Origin of the sequence: Affinundibacterium macrobrachii (assembly GCF_014652415.1) — a bacterium.
GTDB lineage: Bacteria > Pseudomonadota > Gammaproteobacteria > Burkholderiales > Burkholderiaceae_D > Undibacterium > Undibacterium macrobrachii.
This window is the reverse complement of record NZ_BMYT01000003.1, coordinates 202,079-221,782: the sequence shown is the minus strand read 5'-3', so window position 1 is coordinate 221,782 and position 19,704 is coordinate 202,079. Positions and strand designations below refer to the sequence as shown.

At 45.7% G+C, this 19,704-nt stretch carries 10 protein-coding genes; 7 read left to right on the top strand and 3 right to left on the bottom strand.

Annotated features, from left to right (window positions below):
- Nucleotides 1–56 precede the first annotated feature (56 nt).
- On the bottom strand, nt 57–1,619 hold the full coding sequence (garD, locus tag IE103_RS09920; protein WP_189345958.1) for a galactarate dehydratase: 1,563 nt from the start codon (nt 1,617–1,619) through the stop codon (nt 57–59).
- Between the two features lie 512 nt (nt 1,620–2,131).
- Between garD and IE103_RS09915 the strand changes: the two genes are divergently transcribed.
- From IE103_RS09915 to IE103_RS09885, 7 genes are all read left to right on the top strand, one after another.
- Nucleotides 2,132–2,809: a FadR/GntR family transcriptional regulator gene (locus IE103_RS09915; protein ID WP_229827212.1), complete on the top strand. Its 678-nt coding sequence runs from the start codon at nt 2,132–2,134 to the stop codon at nt 2,807–2,809.
- 251 nt (nt 2,810–3,060) lie between these two features.
- Complete coding sequence (locus IE103_RS09910) at nt 3,061–5,757, top strand: TonB-dependent receptor plug domain-containing protein (RefSeq protein ID WP_229827211.1); 2,697 nt, start codon at nt 3,061–3,063, stop codon at nt 5,755–5,757.
- Nucleotides 5,758–5,985: 228 nt separating this feature from the next.
- Nucleotides 5,986–6,831: a rhamnogalacturonan acetylesterase gene (locus IE103_RS09905; protein ID WP_229827210.1), complete on the top strand. Its 846-nt coding sequence runs from the start codon at nt 5,986–5,988 to the stop codon at nt 6,829–6,831.
- Between the two features lie 5 nt (nt 6,832–6,836).
- Nucleotides 6,837–9,647 (top strand): pectinesterase family protein, encoded by a 2,811-nt coding sequence (locus IE103_RS09900; protein WP_229827209.1) that lies wholly within the window; start codon nt 6,837–6,839, stop codon nt 9,645–9,647.
- Entirely contained in the window at nt 9,647–11,578 is a 1,932-nt protein-coding gene (locus IE103_RS09895) for a glycoside hydrolase family 28 protein (protein ID WP_229827208.1), read from the top strand. Before IE103_RS09900 ends, IE103_RS09895 begins: the two co-directional genes overlap by 1 nt.
- A gap of 141 nt (nt 11,579–11,719) precedes the next feature.
- Nucleotides 11,720–12,637 carry a GGDEF domain-containing response regulator gene (locus IE103_RS09890; protein ID WP_189345955.1) on the top strand — a complete coding sequence of 306 codons (918 nt, stop codon included), beginning with the start codon at nt 11,720–11,722 and terminating at the stop codon, nt 12,635–12,637.
- A 77-nt stretch (nt 12,638–12,714) separates the two neighbouring features.
- Nucleotides 12,715–16,671: a response regulator gene (locus tag IE103_RS09885; protein ID WP_189345954.1), complete on the top strand. Its 3,957-nt coding sequence runs from the start codon at nt 12,715–12,717 to the stop codon at nt 16,669–16,671.
- A gap of 20 nt (nt 16,672–16,691) precedes the next feature.
- Here the strand turns inward: IE103_RS09885 and IE103_RS09880 are convergent, their stop codons facing one another.
- On the bottom strand, nt 16,692–17,729 hold the full coding sequence (locus tag IE103_RS09880; RefSeq protein ID WP_189345953.1) for a LacI family DNA-binding transcriptional regulator: 1,038 nt from the start codon (nt 17,727–17,729) through the stop codon (nt 16,692–16,694).
- Nucleotides 17,730–18,109: 380 nt separating this feature from the next.
- Nucleotides 18,110–19,675, bottom strand: a complete 1,566-nt coding sequence (locus IE103_RS09875; RefSeq protein WP_189345952.1) for a tryptophan halogenase family protein — start codon at nt 19,673–19,675, stop codon at nt 18,110–18,112.
- Nucleotides 19,676–19,704 lie beyond the last annotated feature (29 nt).

Genomic DNA, 19,704 nt, shown 5'->3' with positions numbered 1-19,704 from the left:
CATTTGGGAGAAGGGATTTATCACGGTTAAATCTTTTTGTATTATCAGTGTCGTCATCAAGTAATCGGCGCTGGATTAAACAACACCAGCGCATTATGCAGTTTCCAATATTCTGCCCAAGTCTTTTTACCGCTGGCGACTTCTAACATGAAGTGAAATAATTCCCAGCCCAATTCTTCAATCGTTGCTTCACCGCTGGCGATACGACCAGCGTTAATGTCCATTAGATCATGCCAACGTCGTGCTAAATCATTACGGGTAGCGACTTTAATTACCGGTACCGCAGCTAAGCCATAAGGTGTTCCACGGCCCGTAGTGAAAATATGCAAATTCATGCCGGCGGCAGTTTGCAGTGTGCCGCAGATGAAATCGCTGGCTGGCGTAGCTGCATAGATTAAGCCTTTTTGTGTCAATTTTTCGCCCGGTGATAATACGCCAGTGATCGCAGCACTGCCCGATTTCACGATAGAACCCATGGCTTTTTCAACGATGTTCGATAGGCCGCCTTTTTTGTTGCCAGGCGTTGTATTGGCACTGCGATCGACACCGCCACGTTTGAGGTATTGATCATACCAATCCATTTCGCGGATCATGGCCTCGGCGATTTCTGGCGTTGCTGCGCGTGAGGTTAGTTGATCAATCCCATCACGCACTTCAGTCACTTCTGAAAACATCACGGTCGCGCCAGCACGTACTAATAAATCCGTTGCAAAACCTACCGCTGGATTGGCAGTAACGCCAGAGAATGCATCACTGCCGCCACATTGCACACCCACCACTAACTCAGAGGCTGGGCAGGTTTCGCGTTGACGTTGATTGAGTGTCGCTAAGTGTTTCTCAGCGGTTTGCATAATACTTGTGATCATGCTTTGAAAACCAATATGGGCAGCGTCTTGCAAGCACACTACATCGGGTTCGGTCTGCGTTTGTGCTTGTACTTGAATCGGGATCACTGATTTTGGAAACAATCGAGTCGGTTGTAATTTCTCGCAACCTAAACTGACCACCATAGTCTGTCCGCCAAAATTAGGATTGAGACTAATGTTGCGTACTGTGCGTATTGGTATCATCGCATCCGGAGCATCAATCGCTACGCCGCAGCCATAGCTATGCTCTAGTCCAACGACATCATCGACGTTCGGATACTTGGGTAATAGTTCTTCTTTAATTCGTTTGACCGCATAGTCAACCACGCCAGCCACACATTGCACTGTGGTGGTAATAGCTAAAATATTGCGCGTGCCAACACTGCCATCGGGATTGCGGAAGCCTTGAAAGGTATAGCCTTCTAATGCTGGTAACTCAGGTGCTTTGCGGTTCGCGATAGGAAGATTGTGAAGCTCGCGCGCTGGCGGCAACTGCACCATGTTTTCTTGGATCCAACTACCTGCGGCGATATCAGTTTGCGCATAGCCAATCGTCACGTTGTAGCGGGTAATCGCTTGATCTTTTGCGATATCGATCAGCGCAAGTTTATGTCCTTGTGGTACTGCTTCTATTAAGCGTAGGCCGTTTTGAAATTGCGTGCCTGCGGGCAGGCCGCCGTCGTTGACGACGATGGCGACGTTATCCTTTTCATGCATGCGTATGAATAAGGGAGTCGGTGTATCTGTAGCCATCTTTTCCTCTCTTCCAGTCTTTTTATTCGTCGTTCTTTTTTGCCTTAGTCACACATCACTGAATTCACCAGTGTTCGCCAGTGGATTTTTTGATTCTGGTCTGACCAGTATTCTGTAATCTATTTGTCGTTTCACGACTACAAAAATCCTAACTAGATATCCAGTTGTGATGCCAATCGAATGCACAGGGTAGAAGTCTCTTCCGTGTTGCATTGCTCTTGTTTTCTTGCTTGCTTCTGGGTACTGCTACTGTGATCTTGGTGGCTTAAGGAAAAAGACGCGCCTTGTACGCGATCGATTTCGACTCTCTTTGGAGCTTTCTTGATGTGGTGAGTATGCCACCAAAAAAAATATTTGGCTAGTCCACATTGCAAAATTGGTCTAACCACATTAGAATGGTCTTACCAAATGCGGCAAAATAGAGACAGCTAGATTGGCGCTGATAGGCTTTCGAGAGATAAGTGAAAGTAAGCAAAGGTTGTAATTAAGAAGACGATGCAATGAGTAAAAAAATGTTTTCCGCTAGCGAGCATGAGCCGCGTCTATATCGCGTGGTGGCAAATCGTATTCAATCATTGATTGCGGAAACAGGATTAATCGCGGGTGATCGTTTGCCGTCGGAGCGTGAGTTAGCGGCGCGCTTGCAAGTCAGTCGCGCTTCGCTGCGCGAGGCGGTACTGGCCTTGGAATTAGGTGGCGTACTTGAGGTGCGCGGTGGCTCTGGTGTGTATTTGTGCGATGAGCAGGTGGAAGAAGCGATACCCGAAGTCGGACCCGGTCCATTTGAAGTTTTGTCAGCGCGTCGTTTGATTGAAGCAGAAGTGGTGGCGATTGCGGCGCGAGTCGCTACCGATAGTGCGATTGATGCGATTTGGAAAGCCGTATTGGAGATGGAAAAGCATCATCACAATCCAGCTAGTAATGAGCAAGCGGATCGTGAATTTCATTTATCGATTGCGCGTGCTACTGGTAATAGTGCTTTGGTTGGCACCATGGAATATCTGTGGAATCAGCGCGGTAGTTTATGGCATCGGTTGAAGGAACATTTTCAAACCGAAGAATTGCGTCAGCAAACCTTGGGTGATCATCGCCAAATTTTACAAGCGATTGTGGCACATGATCCAGCTGAGGCGCGGCGTGCCATGCGCGCACATCTTGAGCGCGTGACTAGAACTTTTTCACGCGGTTAGTGATGAATTGATCGCACTTTGTGCAGTGTTTTTGTTTGTAAGTGATATGCAATCGCTAGGCGCAAGATAGCGAACAGAATTTGTAGTAAAAATTGACCGCTCAGACCTCGGTGCAGCACGCTGCCCTTCGTCGCGACGGCAACGGGTACGCGAGGTACGCCGACTAAGGTCTCACCGTGCAAAGAGAAAAAATACTCGGCGATGGATGGGCTTCAATTTAAAAATAGTAGGAGACAGTGATGCAATTTAGCATGAAAAATCCAAAGAAATCACCAGTAAAACAATTGGCCTTGTCCGCAATTACCATTGCTGTAATGGGTCTGATGCAACAAGCTTCCGCGCAAGAACCCATGCGCGTTGAGGTAACAGGTTCGTCGATCAAACGCCTTGCAAGTGAAGCATCTTTACCGATCACCAGTGTATCTGGTGAAGAATTTGAAAAACGTGGCATGACCACCTTAGCCGACTTGATGATGGCACTGCCACAATCGAATTCATTGGCACCGTCAAACGCTGGTTCCGGCACCAATATCAATTTGCGTGGTTTGGGTGTGAATCGTACTTTGGTCTTATTAAATGGTCGTCGCCTCGCCAATGAAGCGATTGCAGATGGTTATGCAAATCTTGATGTGATTCCGATGAGCGCAATTGCTCGCGTTGAAATTTTGAACGATGGCGCTTCTTCGATTTATGGTTCTGACGCGATTGGCGGTGTTGTTAACTTCATTACCAAACGTGATTTTAAAGGCGCCACGATCACAGGTCAGATTCTTGATCCACAACGTGAAGGTGGCGGCGATGAGAAACGCATTAGTGCGACCGTTGGTGCAGGTGATTTGCAAAAAGATGGTTGGAACGTATACGCAACCATAGATGGTTTACGTCGTAGTCGTTTGGCTGCATCTGATCGTGCTGAATTGACTTCGAATGAATTGTTAAGCAGCATCGGCCGTGCGCCTTCATTGGCAAGTGGCGGTTTTGCTAGCCCAGCAAACTTTACGATTCCTAGCAATAAATCGTTTGCGGCTGCCAATCCCTATTATTCCAGCGGTTGCTTAGCGCCATACTCGATCCAAGGTGGTAAGAATACCTGCGTTATCGATAATCGCAATTACAACACAGCGATTTATGGTCGTGAGCAATTAACTTTCTTTGCGAAGGCGACTAAAAAATTCAGTGATGATCACATTTTTTCTGTCGATTATTCGCGCGGTCAAGGTCAAATCTTTGGCACTAAGATTCCAACCACCAGTTTGGCTGCGAATGGTGTCACTGCCTTGTTGCCATCAACGAGTAAATGGTATCCGGGCGGTAGCGGTGGTGTACCTGCGGTAGCGGGTACCAATGGTGCTCCTTTATTGGTTACTTGGAGCGTAGCGGATGCCGGTATGTACATCACGAAAGACGAGCAAGTGAATCAGCGCTTGAATTTTTCTGATGAAGGTGTGATCGGCGGTTGGGATTACAAAGCTGGTTTAGTGATTGGTATTAGTGATCGTGTTGCTTATCTTGATTCTGGCGCATTAGATGGTCCGAAATTGTTGTCAGGTATTTCTACCGGCGTGCTAAATCCATTTGGATTGCAAGATGCCACTGGTAAAGCGTATCTCGATAGTATTTCACTCAATGGTCAAAAGCTACGTGTTTCGCAAAGTACCTTTACTGGTGTTGAATTAACTTTGAGTAAGCCAATCATGACTTTGTCAGCAGGCTCAGTTGGTTTGGCTTTGGGTGCAGATTTCCATCGTGATACTACCGAAGATGTAAAAACTGACGTCGGTTTGGCAGCTACCTATGCGGCATCCACACCTTCACGTGGTCAGGGTTCGCGCAATGTCGCTGCCTTGTTTGCGGAATTGGAAATTCCTGTTACCAAGGCATTAAACGTCAACTTGGCTTTGCGTGATGATCATTTTAGTGACTTCGGTAACACGCTTAATCCAAAAGCGAGTTTCCGTTATCAGCCAAATTCCATGATCATGTTCCGTGGTTCAGCAAATACGGGTTTCCGCGCACCGACGCTATTTGATCGCTACGGTTATCGTTTGCCAGGTGCAACGACAACAACTTCATCAGCATGGGATGATCCTTTGCAATGCCCAAGTGCGACTCCAGCGATTGCTAATACGGGTAAGCCATTGCCAGGGCTAGTCGCAGCGACGGTATGTAATGTGAAATTGCCTAAGCAAACTGGTAGTAATGCTGAGTTGGTGCCAGAAACCTCGGTCGGTGGCACCTTGGGTATGGTGATTGAGCCAATGAAGAATTTGACGATGTCGTTTGACTACTGGCGTGTCACGATGGACGACATGCTGGCGAATTTGCCTGAGCAAGCTTACTTCTTAAATCCAAGCAAGTATGCAGCCTACTTTGTACGTGATGAAACCGGTAAATTGTTGTACATCAAAAATACGACAATGAATTTGGGTGGCCAAAAAGCGGCGGGTATTGACGTGGCAACCAACTACACTTTCCCAAAATCTGATTTGGGCACATTTAAAGTGCAGTTGAACGGTACTTACTTGACGCAGTTCGATAATCAATTGGAAAAAGGCGGTGAGTGGGCTTCTAATATCGGTCGCTTTGGATTGGCTAGCAATGGCACGACTAGTAGCTTGCCAATTATCACTTTCCGTTGGAAACATAACTTGGCCTTGTCATGGTCGAACGGTAACTGGACATCACAGTTGACACAGAACTACAACACGGGCTATCACGATCAGAATTTGGTCGCTGCGCAGTATCACCGTGATATCGAGCAATACACGGTGTACAACTTCACGATGAGTTATAAAGGCTTTAAAAACTTTAACATCGTATTCGGTGTGAATAACTTGTTTGATGTGAATCCACCTGTGACCAATCATAGTGGATACAACGGTTATTTGAGTAGTGCGGCTAGCCCATTAGGCCGTGCTTTCAATACCCGTGTTACCTATACGTTCTAAATGACGCGTTTTCATTTTTTAATTAGGTCGTAAAAGACGGTCAACTGCGTGTTTGTGCTAGCGCGATTCGCAAGTCGACCATAGAAAAAAGCCCGGTATTCAAGCTGATCATATTGATCCAAAGATGCCGGGCTTTTTTTGATTTTGCTTCGATAAAAATACTGCTTGTTAGCTAATTAGCTTGTTCTTCGATCAGATGAAAAGCTAGATTACGAATATGGATCGACTATGAAACATCTTTTTTCTTCACATCATTTCCGTACTTTTCTGCGTGCTGCGAGCATCAGCTTAGCTGTATCAATGGCGCACAGCGGTCAGGCACAGACTCAGCTGCCATCAAGTAGCCCTCAACTGCGAGTGATCCTTGTCGGTGATTCGACTATGGCGACTAAGAGTGGTTATGGCGATGCTTTGTGTGCGCGTTTTAAGCCGGAAGTCGATTGCGTCAACTTGGCGCGTGGTGGCCGCAGTTCTGGCAGTTTTCGTGCCGAGGGTTTATGGAATCGTGTACAAGAATTATTAAGCCAATCGGCTGCCAGTGGCATCAGCACTTATGTCTTGATTCAGTTCGGACATAATGATCAACCCGGTAAACCAGGACGATCGACCGATTTGGTCACCGAATTTCCAGTGAATATGACGCGTTATGTCAATGAAGTGAAACAATGGGGCGGGGTGCCGGTTTTGTTGACACCATTAACACGACGTAGTTTTCGCAATGGTGTATTAGAAAATAACTTGAAGCCGTGGGCGGATGCGATCGAAGTGGTTGCACAACAGACGCAAACGGTGTTGCTACCTTTGAATGCAGAAAGCCATGCAGCAGTGCAAGCGATGGGAGAAGCTGAGGCAGATACTTTGGCCGTTGCACCGCCACCTCCACCGGCTGCAAAAGTAGAGTCAGGTGTTGCTGTTGATCCCAATAAAATCGAACCGCAAGGCGCGGCGAAGTCGGCTTTCGATCGTACACATGTTGGTGTGAAAGGTGCTGCTTTTTTTGCGAATATGGTTGAAGGCCAATTGCGTCGTCAGATTGATGTAATTAGTCGGTTTTTACGAGCAGCAGGAGAATAATTGTCATGACTAACTTCAAGAAAATCGAACTATTCAAGCCTAAGCATGCCTTGCTGATGATCGCCATGACGACTACTTTGCATGCGCCAAGTAGTCGTGCACAAGATACCCGACAAGTCAGTGAACCGCGTTTGCCAGCCGTATGCACAGTGCTAACAGCAAGCCAAGTCTATGCAGAAGGTTTGCGGCAATTAGATACCGCAAGAATTCAGGCTGCATTAAATGCTTGTCCAGCAGGGCAGGCGGTCCAGCTAGCAGCAAACAACGAAAAAGATAGCTTTCACGCAGGTCCATTGCAGATCCCTACTGGAGTTAGCTTGATCGTGGATCGTGATGCGACTTTGTATGCGAGTACCGATGCGGATCTATACGATAAAGGCGGTAAAACCTGTGGCGTGAATGCGCAGAAAGGCCGTACCTGTACTCCATTTATTACGATTGATCAGGCACGCGGTAGTGGAATCTATGGCGATGGTGTGATCGACGGACAAGGTGGTCAATTAGTGCAAGGCAAGAGCGAAACTTGGTGGCAAATGGCGCGTCGTGCACAACGTGAAAAAAATGAGCTCAATATCCCACGCCTGATCGAGATTAAGAAATCGCAAGACATTACGTTTTATCGCATACGTTTGCGTAATTCACCGAATTTTCATGTAACGGTCAGCCAAACTGATGGTTTTACTGCGTGGGGCGTCAAGATTGATACGCCAGCAGATGCACGTAACACGGACGGTATTGATCCTATCTCTTCACGCAATATCACGATAGCGCATAGTTATATTCGTACTGGTGACGACAATATCGCGATTAAAGGCGGTAATAGTGGTGCGACCGAAAATGTCTCTATCTTGAATAATCACTTTTACAGTGGTCATGGCATGTCAATCGGTAGCGAAACCAATAGCGGTGTGCGACGTGTTTTAGTGAAGAATCTTAGCTTAGATGGTACGACATCGGGCTTGCGTATCAAGAGCGATGTTTCGCGCGGTGGCGTGGTTGAGCAAGTACGTTATGAAGATGTTTGCATACGCAATAGCAAGCGCCCGATTGATTTAGATACGCGCTACGATCGAGCTGCAGTTGGCGACAAGACTCCTACATACAAGGCGATTGTGTTTGATCGCGTACATAGTTTGACGCCCGGTCGTATCGTGTTGCGCGCTTATGATCAAGCGCATCCGATGTCAGTCGCATTTACGCAAAGCAGCATCGCAGCCAATTCGCCACAGTTGATACAGTTTGCTAATTTACAGATAGCGCAGAAGAACATCACGGTTGGCGAGCAAGCGGAAAATCTGGTTTGGGACAATCCATCGAGTTCTGTGTGCGCTAATCGTTTTGCGGATTTTCCTGTGCATACGCCATTCAATTTTCGTCCACAATTAAGTAGCCAGCAGGCGCAAGCGTTCACGATTGAGAATGTGTTGCGTAGCACAGGGCCGGCCGATAAACCCGTTATCGATCCGTGGAATCCATTGTCAGATGAACTGGTGACTGCGACCAAGTTACCGGTTGATTATGTGGTAGATGCGAATGCAGTTGCAGATGGCAAGACGCAATTTAAAACGGTACAAGCAGCGATCAATCAAGCGGTATTAGATGGGCGTCAACTGCTAGCTGCGCAATCGAAAAAAGGGCGCCTGTATATCTTAGTAAAACCCGGTACATATCGTGAATTGATGTACGTGCCAGCGACCGCAGTGCCAATTACTTTATATTCGAATGAGAATGATGCGCAAAAAACCAAGATTGCAGCGAGTGCGCATGCTGCTCTGCTAGGTACTGCATATATTCATCGTTATGCGGCGCAGTTCGCACAAGTCGATCCTAGTATTCAAGAAATGTATGCTTCTCTAAAAGACCGCCCAGTGATCGGTACTAGCGGTTCAGCAATTGCGTGGATACGTGGTCATGGATTCCAAGCGAAGAACATCACATTTCAAAATACCTACAACAAAGATCAAGTCGATACCAACGCAGAATGTCCGAACACCGTTTGTGGTGCTACCGCTGGCACCGCACCTGTGGTGGTAGTTCAGCATCAAGCGGTTGCGCTGATGGTCGAGGGCGCCGATAAAGTGCAATTTGAAAATGTTCGTGTATTGGGCTTTCAAGATACTTTGTTCTTAAGATCAAGTGCGATTGCCCATACGGCCCGTAGTTTTTTTCATCGATCTTATGTCGAAGGCAATGTCGATTTCATTTTCGGTGATACGACCGCTTATTTTTATCGTTCAGAAATCAAGTCGCTTGGTGATCGCTCAACGTCGTACGTAACAGCGCCAAATACCAACGTGCGTACACCTTACGGCTTTGTGTTTAATGAAGTCAATTTCACGCACGACGGCAGTGCAAATGCTTTAACTGGCAAATTCTACTTAGGGCGTCAGTGGTTTCATACACAAAAATGTACACCGTATGCCACTATTAATGTGGCATCGTATCGTTGCACATTAGCCGACATCGATGCCTATCAAGCACCGCTTGGCACCATTTCTAAGAGGGTATTAGAGACAGTTGGTAAGACAGTGATTTTAAATTCCAGTATCGGTGAACATATCAATGCGCAACATCCTTGGGCGGATTGGAATAAAAAAGGCAGCTTGGCTTTTCGCCCAGCGCAATTTTCTGTTGCCGATTTTTGGCGTAATTTGCAGCAGGCCGGACTCGATCCTGTGCAAGATCTAGGCTATGACAGTATGGAGAATTTGGCACCTGCAACTACAGGAATCTTTTTGTCAGAATTCAATAACACGCATCGCGTTCGACCGACCGCAGTAAGTATGCAAAAGAACCAAGCAAGCGAGGCCAAGTAATGCATATCAAACGCAACCAAACCAAACTCAACCAAACCAAAGCCAATCAAACAATGAACCAAGAAAATAGTCGTCGTCGCTTTTTGCGAACTACTACCTATGCAGGTGTTGCTTTGGGTAGCGCTAGCTTAGCGCAGGCGCAGCCGGTACATTCACAGGTAGAGCATAAGGATCAAGGTTTGATGTCTGATCCATGGGGAGCCGCGCAAAAGATTATTGATCGCTTTGCTCAGCCTTTACAGTTTCGTGATCAAGATTTTTTAATCACACAATATGGAGCGCAGCAAAGTGAATTGATGCAATTAAAAGCTTGGGTTTCTTTTGAATCGCAAGCGATGTTGCAGACGCCTATCAAGGATGCCTTCGATAGTTATCCCGCGATCAATGCGGCAATTCAAGCTTGTCATCAAGCTGGTGGTGGACGTGTTCTCATCCCTAGTGGAAATTGGTATTGCGCTGGACCGATTGTGCTTCTTACGAACGTGCATTTGCATTTGCAAGCAGGAGCGCATATTTATTTTAGCCATCAGCCGGATGATTATGCAAAATATGGCAGCGTGAATTGTGGCGCAAACGGAAAATTAGTGATCTCGCGTTGGCAAAGTAATGATTGTCTAAATTACTCCCCTATGGTGTATGCGTTTGGGCAAACCAATATCGCCTTAACAGGCGAGGGTAATAGCAGTATTTTAGATGGCCAAGCTGGTGTGCCGTTCAATGCCGAGGGAGATTGCTGGTGGACATGGAAAGGCAAACAACGCACGATTAATTCGATAGGGCAGGGAACGACGCCCAATTTCGTCGCGGGAAAAATGTCGGAGAACACAGTCAATCCAAATAATGCCAAATCTTTGCACGAGATTACACAGATAGATGAAGCACAAGCACAGTTGATCCAAGGTGAAGGCGAGCGCTGGCGTGCTGATGCTGCGTACTTGCCTGCTTTGTCTGAAGCCAATATGCCTTTGTCTAAACGTGTATTTGGTAAAGGTCATTTTTTGCGTCCGCCTTTGATTCAATTGATTGGTTGCGACAAGGTTTTACTACAAGGCTACCAAGCGAAAGACGCGCCGTTTTGGGTGCATCATCCAGTCAATTGCCGTGATTTAAAAATCGCGAACGTGCTGGTGAATAGTCATGGTCCGAATAGTGATGGCTTTGATCCCGAAGCTTGCGAAAACGTGTTGGTAGATGCTTGTACTTTTGATTCTGGTGATGATTGTATAGCGATTAAAGCCGGTAAGAATCGTGACACACAATATGGGCCTTCACAGCACATGGTGATTCAAAATTGTACGATGCAAAGTGGGCATGGCGCGATTACGTTAGGTAGCGAAATGGCGGGCGGGATTGAACATATCTATGCTCAAAATCTTCTATTTGAGAACAAAAACTGGGCGACGAATCCTTTGAATATCGCGATTCGATTGAAAACCAATATGAATCGTGGTGGTTTCTTACGACACTTCTATGTGCGTAATGTGACGATCCCAAATGGTGTGCAACTGAGTCCTTCCTACTATGCCTTTCTACCTAATTCACCGTTCGCTGCAAAAACTGTAGCCAGTGCTGCCGGCGCTGTCGTCGTATTTGATTGTGATTACGCACCGGTCGCAGATAACGTCAGGACTCGTCCTCCCGAAGTGAGTCATATCCACATTTCGAATGTGAAAGTCGGCAATGTGCTCAGTCAGTCTGGTAAGTATTCTTGTTATCAGGCGATTGTTATTTTAGGCCCGGTCTCGTCTGATTATAATGGTGGGCTACCTATGCCAAAGGTCCAGGCAGTTCGTAATGTTCATATCGAAAACTGTGATTTTGGATCGCCAGTCAATCGTGCTCAGTCTTTGTTTTTATATAACGTTGATGGTTTAATTCTGAAGAATGTGCAGATAAATCATGTCCAATTTAATCAGAGCTTAGATGCTTGAATAATTGATACATATTGTTTCAGACTTGGACTTTTGACTCGTTCGAGAAAACTTTGTTTGGCTTAGACACTTGATTCATGTATCGTTGTAATTTAGAAATAATAGTAGTTTCCAAAATTAGCCGATTTATAAATCTGATTCATGCCTGCGTACTCGCCAAACGATAGCACTATTTTAATTATTGATGATGATGTGAATTTGATTCGCATGTTAAGTCATATATTGAAAGACTTTGGGCGAGTTTTATTTGCGGTCGATGGAGAGCAAGGTCTTGAAATCGCGAAAAAACATAAACCCGATTTGATTTTGCTTGATGTGGGTATGCTACCCTTGGATGGCTATGAAGTATGCCGCCGTTTAAAAAATGATGATGCGACTAGTAAAAGCGCAATTATTTTCGTCACTGCTAACACTGGGATGGATACAGAAATCGCTTGCTTAGATGCGGGGGCAGTAGATTTTATAACCAAACCGCTTAATCCACCTGTGGTGCAAGCGCGTGTCCGGACGCATTTGCGTCTACAACATGATTCGGCTGCATTAGAGCGATTGGCTCAGTACGATGCGCTGACGGGACTATATAACCGTCGCTATTTCGATAAAGCCTTAGAAGCAGAATACAATCGACTGCAGCGCCACCAATTGCCATTGGGAATCGCACTTATTGATATTGATTTTTTTAAAAAATATAACGATACGTATGGCCATCTTGCTGGGGATGCTGCTTTAAAAGCCGTTGCGCATGTAATCGAAGCTGCGACCAAACGACCTGCGGAATTTGTTGCGCGCTATGGTGGGGAGGAGTTTGTCGTGGTCTTGCCACAAACCGATGAGCAAACTTTGAAGCAATATGGGCAGATGATTTGTGATGAAGTCCTTGCTTTGAAGATACCCCATGACACTTCTGATATTTTTCAAAATATTACCATTAGTGTCGGCCTCGCTCATGCTATTCCTACTGTCGATTCGTCACCCCAAACTTTGGTCGATCGAGCCGATCAAGCGCTTTATCGGGCGAAAACATTAGGTCGGAACCGATGCGAGATTTCTTCCGCATAAAATCGCTGTTGAGTGGAGCGGGAATCGAGCACGGTTGAAGATGCTATTTATTCGGACAATACTTGATGATAAATTTCATGACGGATAATCGATTTTTTCTCACTAAGGCCTTAGGGATTGGCTTAGCGTATTTTATTCTGGCGTCGATCTCCATCCATTTTTCAAAAGAAGCGGGCAATGTCGCGCATTTTTGGTATGCCAATGCTTTGGGTATTGCCTATTTGTTACAGTTTCAAGGTAAGGAGAAATGGTATCTCACCGCGCTCTTCGCTGTAGCCAATTTTTTGTCGAATTGGGCTATGGGTAATTCGTGGTGGTTGTCGATCGCCTTTGTCATTCCAAACGTCCTTGAAATGCTAGTTGCTCCTTGGTCGGCTGCTCGACTGAAGATGCAATCGGATTTTGATCAGTCACCAGATTTGATGCTGCGGTTTGTACTGGCTGTTTGCCTTTTACCAAGTGGAATCGGTGCCGTAATCGGCGCGAGTACGTTGACACTCTTGGGTTTCGCACCATTTCAAGTGGTCTTCCCAACTTGGTTCGTGAGTTCTTCTGTTGGCACGATCTCTCTTTTGCCATTGTTGCTCCTGCTAAAACGCAGTTGGGTTTCTACAAGATTTGATCCCTTAACTTCGGGCGAGAAAAAATCGTTTTTCCTCTATGCTATTAGCGTTTTGTTAGTTAGTTTTTTTGCGCTTCGTTATTTACCTTTCCCTTTCATTTATTTAGTTATTCCTTTAGTGTTTGCCGCCATCAATACAAAATCGGTGGTTGTTTCTGGATTGGTTTTTTTGCAATCTTTGGTGATTGCTGCGATGTTGCATTTAGGTTATTTTCAAAAAGCGTTTGATTCGACTAATGCCTTGTCCTTCTTGAGTTACTTGCCGATTTTGGTGACTTTCATTCCTGTGCTGATTTTGGTCGGAAGCATGAATTTATTTCGACGTCAGGACAAGCAACGACTCGAAACAGAGGCTGCCTTGCAGCGAAAACATCTTGAGTTGCAAATGATTGTGAATAATGTCCCCGCGATGATTGGTTTTTGGGACTTGGAATTAAAAAACCGCTTCGCGAATAACGCATACATTGACTATTTTGGTTGGAAGCCCGAGGACATACTAGGCATGCATGTGCGCGAAGTGGTTGGTGAAGCTTTATACGAAAAAAATATTCCTTATATGGAAGCGGCATTGCGTGGTGAACCGCAAATGTTTGAACGCACCATCGTGAGTCCGAATGGCGTAAACCGTGACAGTCTAGCGTCTTATGTGCCAAGTTACCGTGACGGGAAAATCGAAGGCGTTTATGCTTTTGTCAGTGACATCACAGAAATCAAAAAAGCGCAGCGAGCAGAATATATTGCGCAAGAACGGCTCCAGGCGATCATTGATTCAGCGACCGAATTTTCTATTATCGCCACTGATTTGCAAGGGACGATTACACTTTTTAGTGTTGGCGCGGAAAAAATGTTGGGTTATGCCGCAGCCGAAATGGAGCATCAAGCAACGCCAGCCGTGATACATGTTTTAGAAGAAGTCGTACAGCGTGGCAAGGAACTAAGTGCTGAATATGGCCGAGATGTTGCAGGTTTCGATGTGTTTATTCTTAAAGCGACTTTGGGTGTCAATGAAAAGCGCGAATGGACTTATGTTCACAAGTCAGGGAAAAAAATACCAGTGCGGCTTGTGGTAAATGCGATCTATGGTTTAGATAAAAAGATAGTCGGATTTCTCGGTATCGCAAATGACATTTCTGACGAAAAAGAGCTACAACGTTTGTTGATTCAAGCCAAAGAAAGTGCGGAACAGACTAGCCGGGCGAAGAGTGACTTTGTCGCCAATATGAGCCATGAAATTCGAACACCGATGAATGCGGTGCTCGGTATGTCGCAACTGCTCGCCTCAACTAATCTGAGCTCTGAACAGCGTAAATATCTAGAGATGATTAAAGTTTCTGGTCAGTCATTGATGGGAATTTTGAACGATATTTTAGATTTTTCTAAAATCGAGGCGAATCGTCTGGAATTGTCGAATACAGAATTTCTTCTCGATGATGTACTCGGCGCATTAGCCAGCATGATGGCCGTTTCGGTAGGCGAAAAAGAGGTTGAAGTGGCAATGGGTATGGGTGCAGATGTTCCAAAACGTTTGATTGGTGATCAATTGCGGTTGCAACAGATACTGACCAATTTGACGGGGAATGCACTGAAGTTTACTGAGAAAGGTGAGGTGGCCGTATTCATCGATGCGGTCAAAGATAATGACTTTCTTGAAACTAACCGAGTGTGGCTCAAAATTACGGTCAGTGACACTGGCATAGGGATGGACAATCAGCAGTTGCAGAAATTATTTCAGCCTTTCTCTCAAGCCGATGCCTCGACGACGAGAAAGTTTGGTGGAACCGGTTTAGGACTGTCGATTTCTAACAGTATTGCCACACTTATGGGCGGCACGATTGAAGTGAAAAGTCGTTTAGGGATTGGTAGTGAATTCCAGATAACGGTCCCCATGATTGCGATCATTGATACAACTACACCCATCAGTTCAACGAATAAAAAGCAGTTAAATCTCTTGGTCGTGGACGACAATTCAACAAGTAACAATTACATCTGTAAGACAGTGAGCTCATGGAACTGGAACGCTGAACCTGCGTTGAATGGGCAGCAAGCGCTGGATGTCGTGCGGGCTCGACTTTCGGAAGGAAAATATTTTGACGCCATTATTGTTGATTGGCAAATGCCAATGATGGATGGTCTAGTCACCATAAAAATGTTGCGTGAGTTGCTCCCCAAAGGAAAGACGCCTTTAATTATTATGGTGAGCGCATTTAGTCGAGACAAAATGTTGCAAGAGCAAGCGGCGGATTATGCTGATGCAATTTTGATGAAACCGATTACGGGATCTAGCGTATTTGATACCGTGCATGAAGCGATCATGTTGTCTTCTGGCATAGAAGTGATGCCCCGCTATAGTAAAGCAGCATTAACACGCGTCAATCAAATTCAAGGCGCAAAGTTACTTTTGGTGGAAGACAATCCTTTCAATCAAATTGTTGCAAAAGGCTTTCTTGAGCAGGGTGGCGCAACGGTCGATGTGTTGGAAAATGGGTTTCTTGCAGTTGAACATTTGCGAAGCCATGCGGAAATGTATCACGCAGTTTTGATGGATGTACAAATGCCCATTATGGACGGTATCAGTGCCACACGGATGATACGCAATGAACTGCATCTATCTATCCCAATCATCGCAATGACGGCTGGTGTAATGTATTCGGAGCGTGAACGTTGTCTGCAATCTGGAATGAATGATTTTGTTGGAAAACCTATCGATGTTGAGCAAATGTTTTTGGCTATCTCTAAAGTGTTACCAGTTGGTTTGTTGAAAAAGGCAACTGAATCTAATTCAACCGTTGAGAGAATGCATAGTGCTGATCAAGCAAACGAGGAATTGGGTATTTTTGATCCTCGATCTTTAGAAATGTTAGGAAATTTAGACCCAAAGAACATGCAGAAAATACTGACTTCGGTTAGTTCGGTGATTGAAAACGCGAACGAACAAATACTTCAGGTCAGAGCAGCATTAGGCGAATATAAGTTGGATGTAGCCGCTAGGTTGCTACACACGATGAGGGGATCAGTCGGTACACTAGGAGCCCGAAAGTTTGCTGAATTAAGTCTACAGGCTGAAATAGAAATTCGTGACGGTGACAAATGCAATATTGATGGTGTGCTGAGAAGCGTAGAGGACGCTCTACAAGAAACAGTCAACGCGGCGCGTCATTGGCTGGAGCAAAAAAAGGCTATCACTCCAAGCGAGCAGGGAACTTTGCTAACGCATGTTGAAGAACGGAAGTTAATTCTTCAACTAAGAGAATATTTGCAGCAGAATGATATTGGCGCTTGTGATGTTTTTTCGCTTGTAAAAGAAAATTTAAGTCAGAAAATCCCGACGGAGGGCATGTTACAACTGGAAGAACTCATTAATGGTTTAGACTTTAAACGAGCCGATTTAATTTTGGAAAAATTCTCACTTTAATGTGCTTGTGAGTTCAAGATTTAGCGCACCCTGCGCGTCGTCTCGCGCACCACGAGTTCTAGTGGTGGGATGCTGGTTTCCACCACTTCACCATGAATGATACTGAGCAATGCTTTGGTGGCAATTCGTCCTATTTCGTATAGCGGTTGTTTGATCGTGGTCAATGGCGGTGTGGTGTAAGACGAGCCAGGTAAATCATCGAATCCGACCAATGAAATATCTTCGGGAACGCGGATACCTTTACGATATAAGCTCAGGCGTGCGCCATAGGCACTGAGATCATTTGCAGCGCAAATGGCGGTGAATTGTTGTTGGCTCTCAAACAAATGATTTACCGCACGCATGCCACTACTTTCGTGGAAGTCGCCTTCGACCACTAATTTCTCGTCGAAGGGAATATCGGCTTCGCGCAAGGCTCGTGTATAGCCAGTTAAGCGTTCAGCGGCATCACAATTATTTGCTGGCCCCGTAATAAAGGCGATGCGTCGATGACCGAGTTCAATCAGATGGCGCACTGCTAACCATGCACCATGTTCATTATCGAGTTTAAAGCCAAGCGCTTTATCAGTATGAATGGCTCGTCCGGTAGAGACAATTGGGCGATGCTGTGAAAATTTTAAAACCGATTCGTCGGTAATACGCCCTGACAAAAGAATAATGCCATCCACTTTTCTGGCAATCAGTAGTCGAATTCTCTCTATTTCTTCCGCTGCATTCCAGTGACCACTGACAATGACAGAGGCGTAGCCTGTACCTTTGAGTGCATCGTCAACGCCATGCAAAGTCTCGTCAAAAAACGGACTGGAAATATCTTGCACGACGATGCCTATCGTCATCGACTTTCCCTTTTTTAAGCCTTGCGCCATTTGGTTGGGGGCGAAGTTGGTTTTGGCGATGGCATCCATCACTGCTTGGCGCTTGTCTTCCGATACTTTGGCAGTCCCATTCAAAATGCGCGATACCGTGCTCGGGGATACACCAGCAACACGTGCGACCTCAATTAAAGTTGTGGGCGCATCATTGCTATCGTTCGTACTGGAATTATTCTGTTGATTCATGAAATTCGACTTCTGGTCGCATCAATAAGGTTGTCGATGCAGCCCATCCATGTTGGCGGATGCAGCATCATTTTTCTTGTTTTATGTATGAAAAGGGTTTCAAGCCAATTTTCCCGAAGAATAGCACAGAATAATGGATAACTTATTTAACTAACATGATTTTTTCTCGTATTTGTGCTTAATCTGGCATAGCTCATAAATTATTAAGAAAAGAAGATGCCGTATTTTAAATATATTTTATCTGTCATTGCATGATTTTCTGTTTTTTAGAAGACAAAGTTTGTGCTGCTTGATTTAGCTTTATCTGAATTGAAATCGTTTTCAAATATGCGCTATCTGGCAAGGTCAGTATCAATTTCAAACGCGCAGTTTAAGTATTGTCATCTTGCGCAAATCTGTGCAATCAATTGGTGATGATCTGGTAAATCGTTTGCTGCAAAATCACGCATCTTTTCGATATTGCGAAACTCTTCTTGCGCAGCCTTTATCTCATCAGCGCGAATCAAGTTTGCGGGGAGTTGGGTCTTAAATTCCATGCCATACAAAACATACTGCCAACTTGAAGGTGGATACATTTCTAGATCGGTAATGAAGTCTAAGCGTGAGGGCGGACGACCTTGCCACATGCTGAGTTTGTCGCGTAGAGACGCAGGAATCGATGCTGCAGCTGTATTGTCGCACCAAAATGCAGAGTCGCTTCGTTGACTCAGACAATAGTGCAGCTTAATAAACTCTACGATGCGTTCATATCGTTGCGCCATCAGATGATTGAAAGTTTTGGCTACAGGTGCAAATTCTCCATTGTAAGGAAACAGGTAACTCAACAAATAAGCTGCAGTTTCGATTAAACCAATCCCTGACGATTCAAGTGGTTCTAGAAAACCGCCCGAAAGACCAATCGCCACACAGTTGTGTATCCATTGCGTCGGTCGGTAGCCGAGCTCAAATTGTAACTGACGTGGCTGTAAATCTCCCATGCTGTTGCCGACATAGCGACGCAGCACTTGTTCTGCTTCATTGGCGTCAGTATGGCGGCTTGAATACACATAGCCTATGCCGCGTCTTTGTTGCAATCCGATATCCCAGATCCATCCAGCTTGCTGTGCAGTAGAAATGGTAAAAGATGGAATCGGACTCTGCTCTTGTGGGTAGGGTACTTGCACCGCCAAGGCACGATCAACAAATAGAACATCGTTGACGCGATGGAAAGGAGAGCCTAAAGCCTCGCCGATTAAACGCGCCCGAAAGCCAGTGCAGTCGATGTATAAATCCGCCTGAATTTGTCCATGCTCTTGACTATGCAAGGAGGCGATTGCGCCACTCTCTGCTAACTGCACCGCATCGACATTTCCAAGTAGATGCTGCACACCCAAGCTGCGCGCATGCTCCGCAAGCAAGTTAGCGAAACGGCCTGCGTCAAAGTGATAGGCATAATTCATTGGCCCGAGAAAATCTTTATCGGTACTGCGTTTCGGTGCGCGCCCAGATTCTGCCAGATAGGTTTGCATCGTTACCGCATCTGCGAACGCGCGATCTTTACCGGCGAGACCATGTAGCCAATAGGGCAGTAATTCTGGCATGCCTGTACGTTGGCTCGGCTGGCTAAATGGATGAAAATAGTAATTCTTCGAGGATAGTGTAGAGCTTGTGGATGCGGTCGGTGCGGTTGGTGTATGCACCCAATCACGAAATTGGATGCCTTGCTTAAAAGTCGCATGACAGTCGCGGATAAAGCGTGCTTCGCTGATACCAATCGCAGCCAGGGTGCCGCGAATCGAGGGAAAACTACCTTCACCAACACCAATAATGCCAATTTCAGGCGATTCGATAAGGCTGATTTTTATCTGCTTGTTGTCAGATGTTGACAGTGTTTTTGCTAGAAAAGCAGCGCTCAGCCAACCAGCTGTGCCTCCGCCCACAATCAAGATATGCATGCTTTTTGGCATAAGGGGTCTCCGTTGGTTTTTATCAGGAT

Coding starts and splice junctions, on each gene's coding strand:
- garD (WP_189345958.1), bottom strand. CDS start 1,619: ATGGCTACAGATACACCGACTCCCTTATTCATACGCATGCATGAAAAG.
- IE103_RS09915 (WP_229827212.1), top strand. CDS start 2,132: ATGTTTTCCGCTAGCGAGCATGAGCCGCGTCTATATCGCGTGGTGGCA.
- IE103_RS09910 (WP_229827211.1), top strand. CDS start 3,061: ATGAAAAATCCAAAGAAATCACCAGTAAAACAATTGGCCTTGTCCGCA.
- IE103_RS09905 (WP_229827210.1), top strand. CDS start 5,986: ATGAAACATCTTTTTTCTTCACATCATTTCCGTACTTTTCTGCGTGCT.
- IE103_RS09900 (WP_229827209.1), top strand. CDS start 6,837: ATGACTAACTTCAAGAAAATCGAACTATTCAAGCCTAAGCATGCCTTG.
- IE103_RS09895 (WP_229827208.1), top strand. CDS start 9,647: ATGCATATCAAACGCAACCAAACCAAACTCAACCAAACCAAAGCCAAT.
- IE103_RS09890 (WP_189345955.1), top strand. CDS start 11,720: ATGCCTGCGTACTCGCCAAACGATAGCACTATTTTAATTATTGATGAT.
- IE103_RS09885 (WP_189345954.1), top strand. CDS start 12,715: ATGACGGATAATCGATTTTTTCTCACTAAGGCCTTAGGGATTGGCTTA.
- IE103_RS09880 (WP_189345953.1), bottom strand. CDS start 17,729: ATGAATCAACAGAATAATTCCAGTACGAACGATAGCAATGATGCGCCC.
- IE103_RS09875 (WP_189345952.1), bottom strand. CDS start 19,675: ATGCCAAAAAGCATGCATATCTTGATTGTGGGCGGAGGCACAGCTGGT.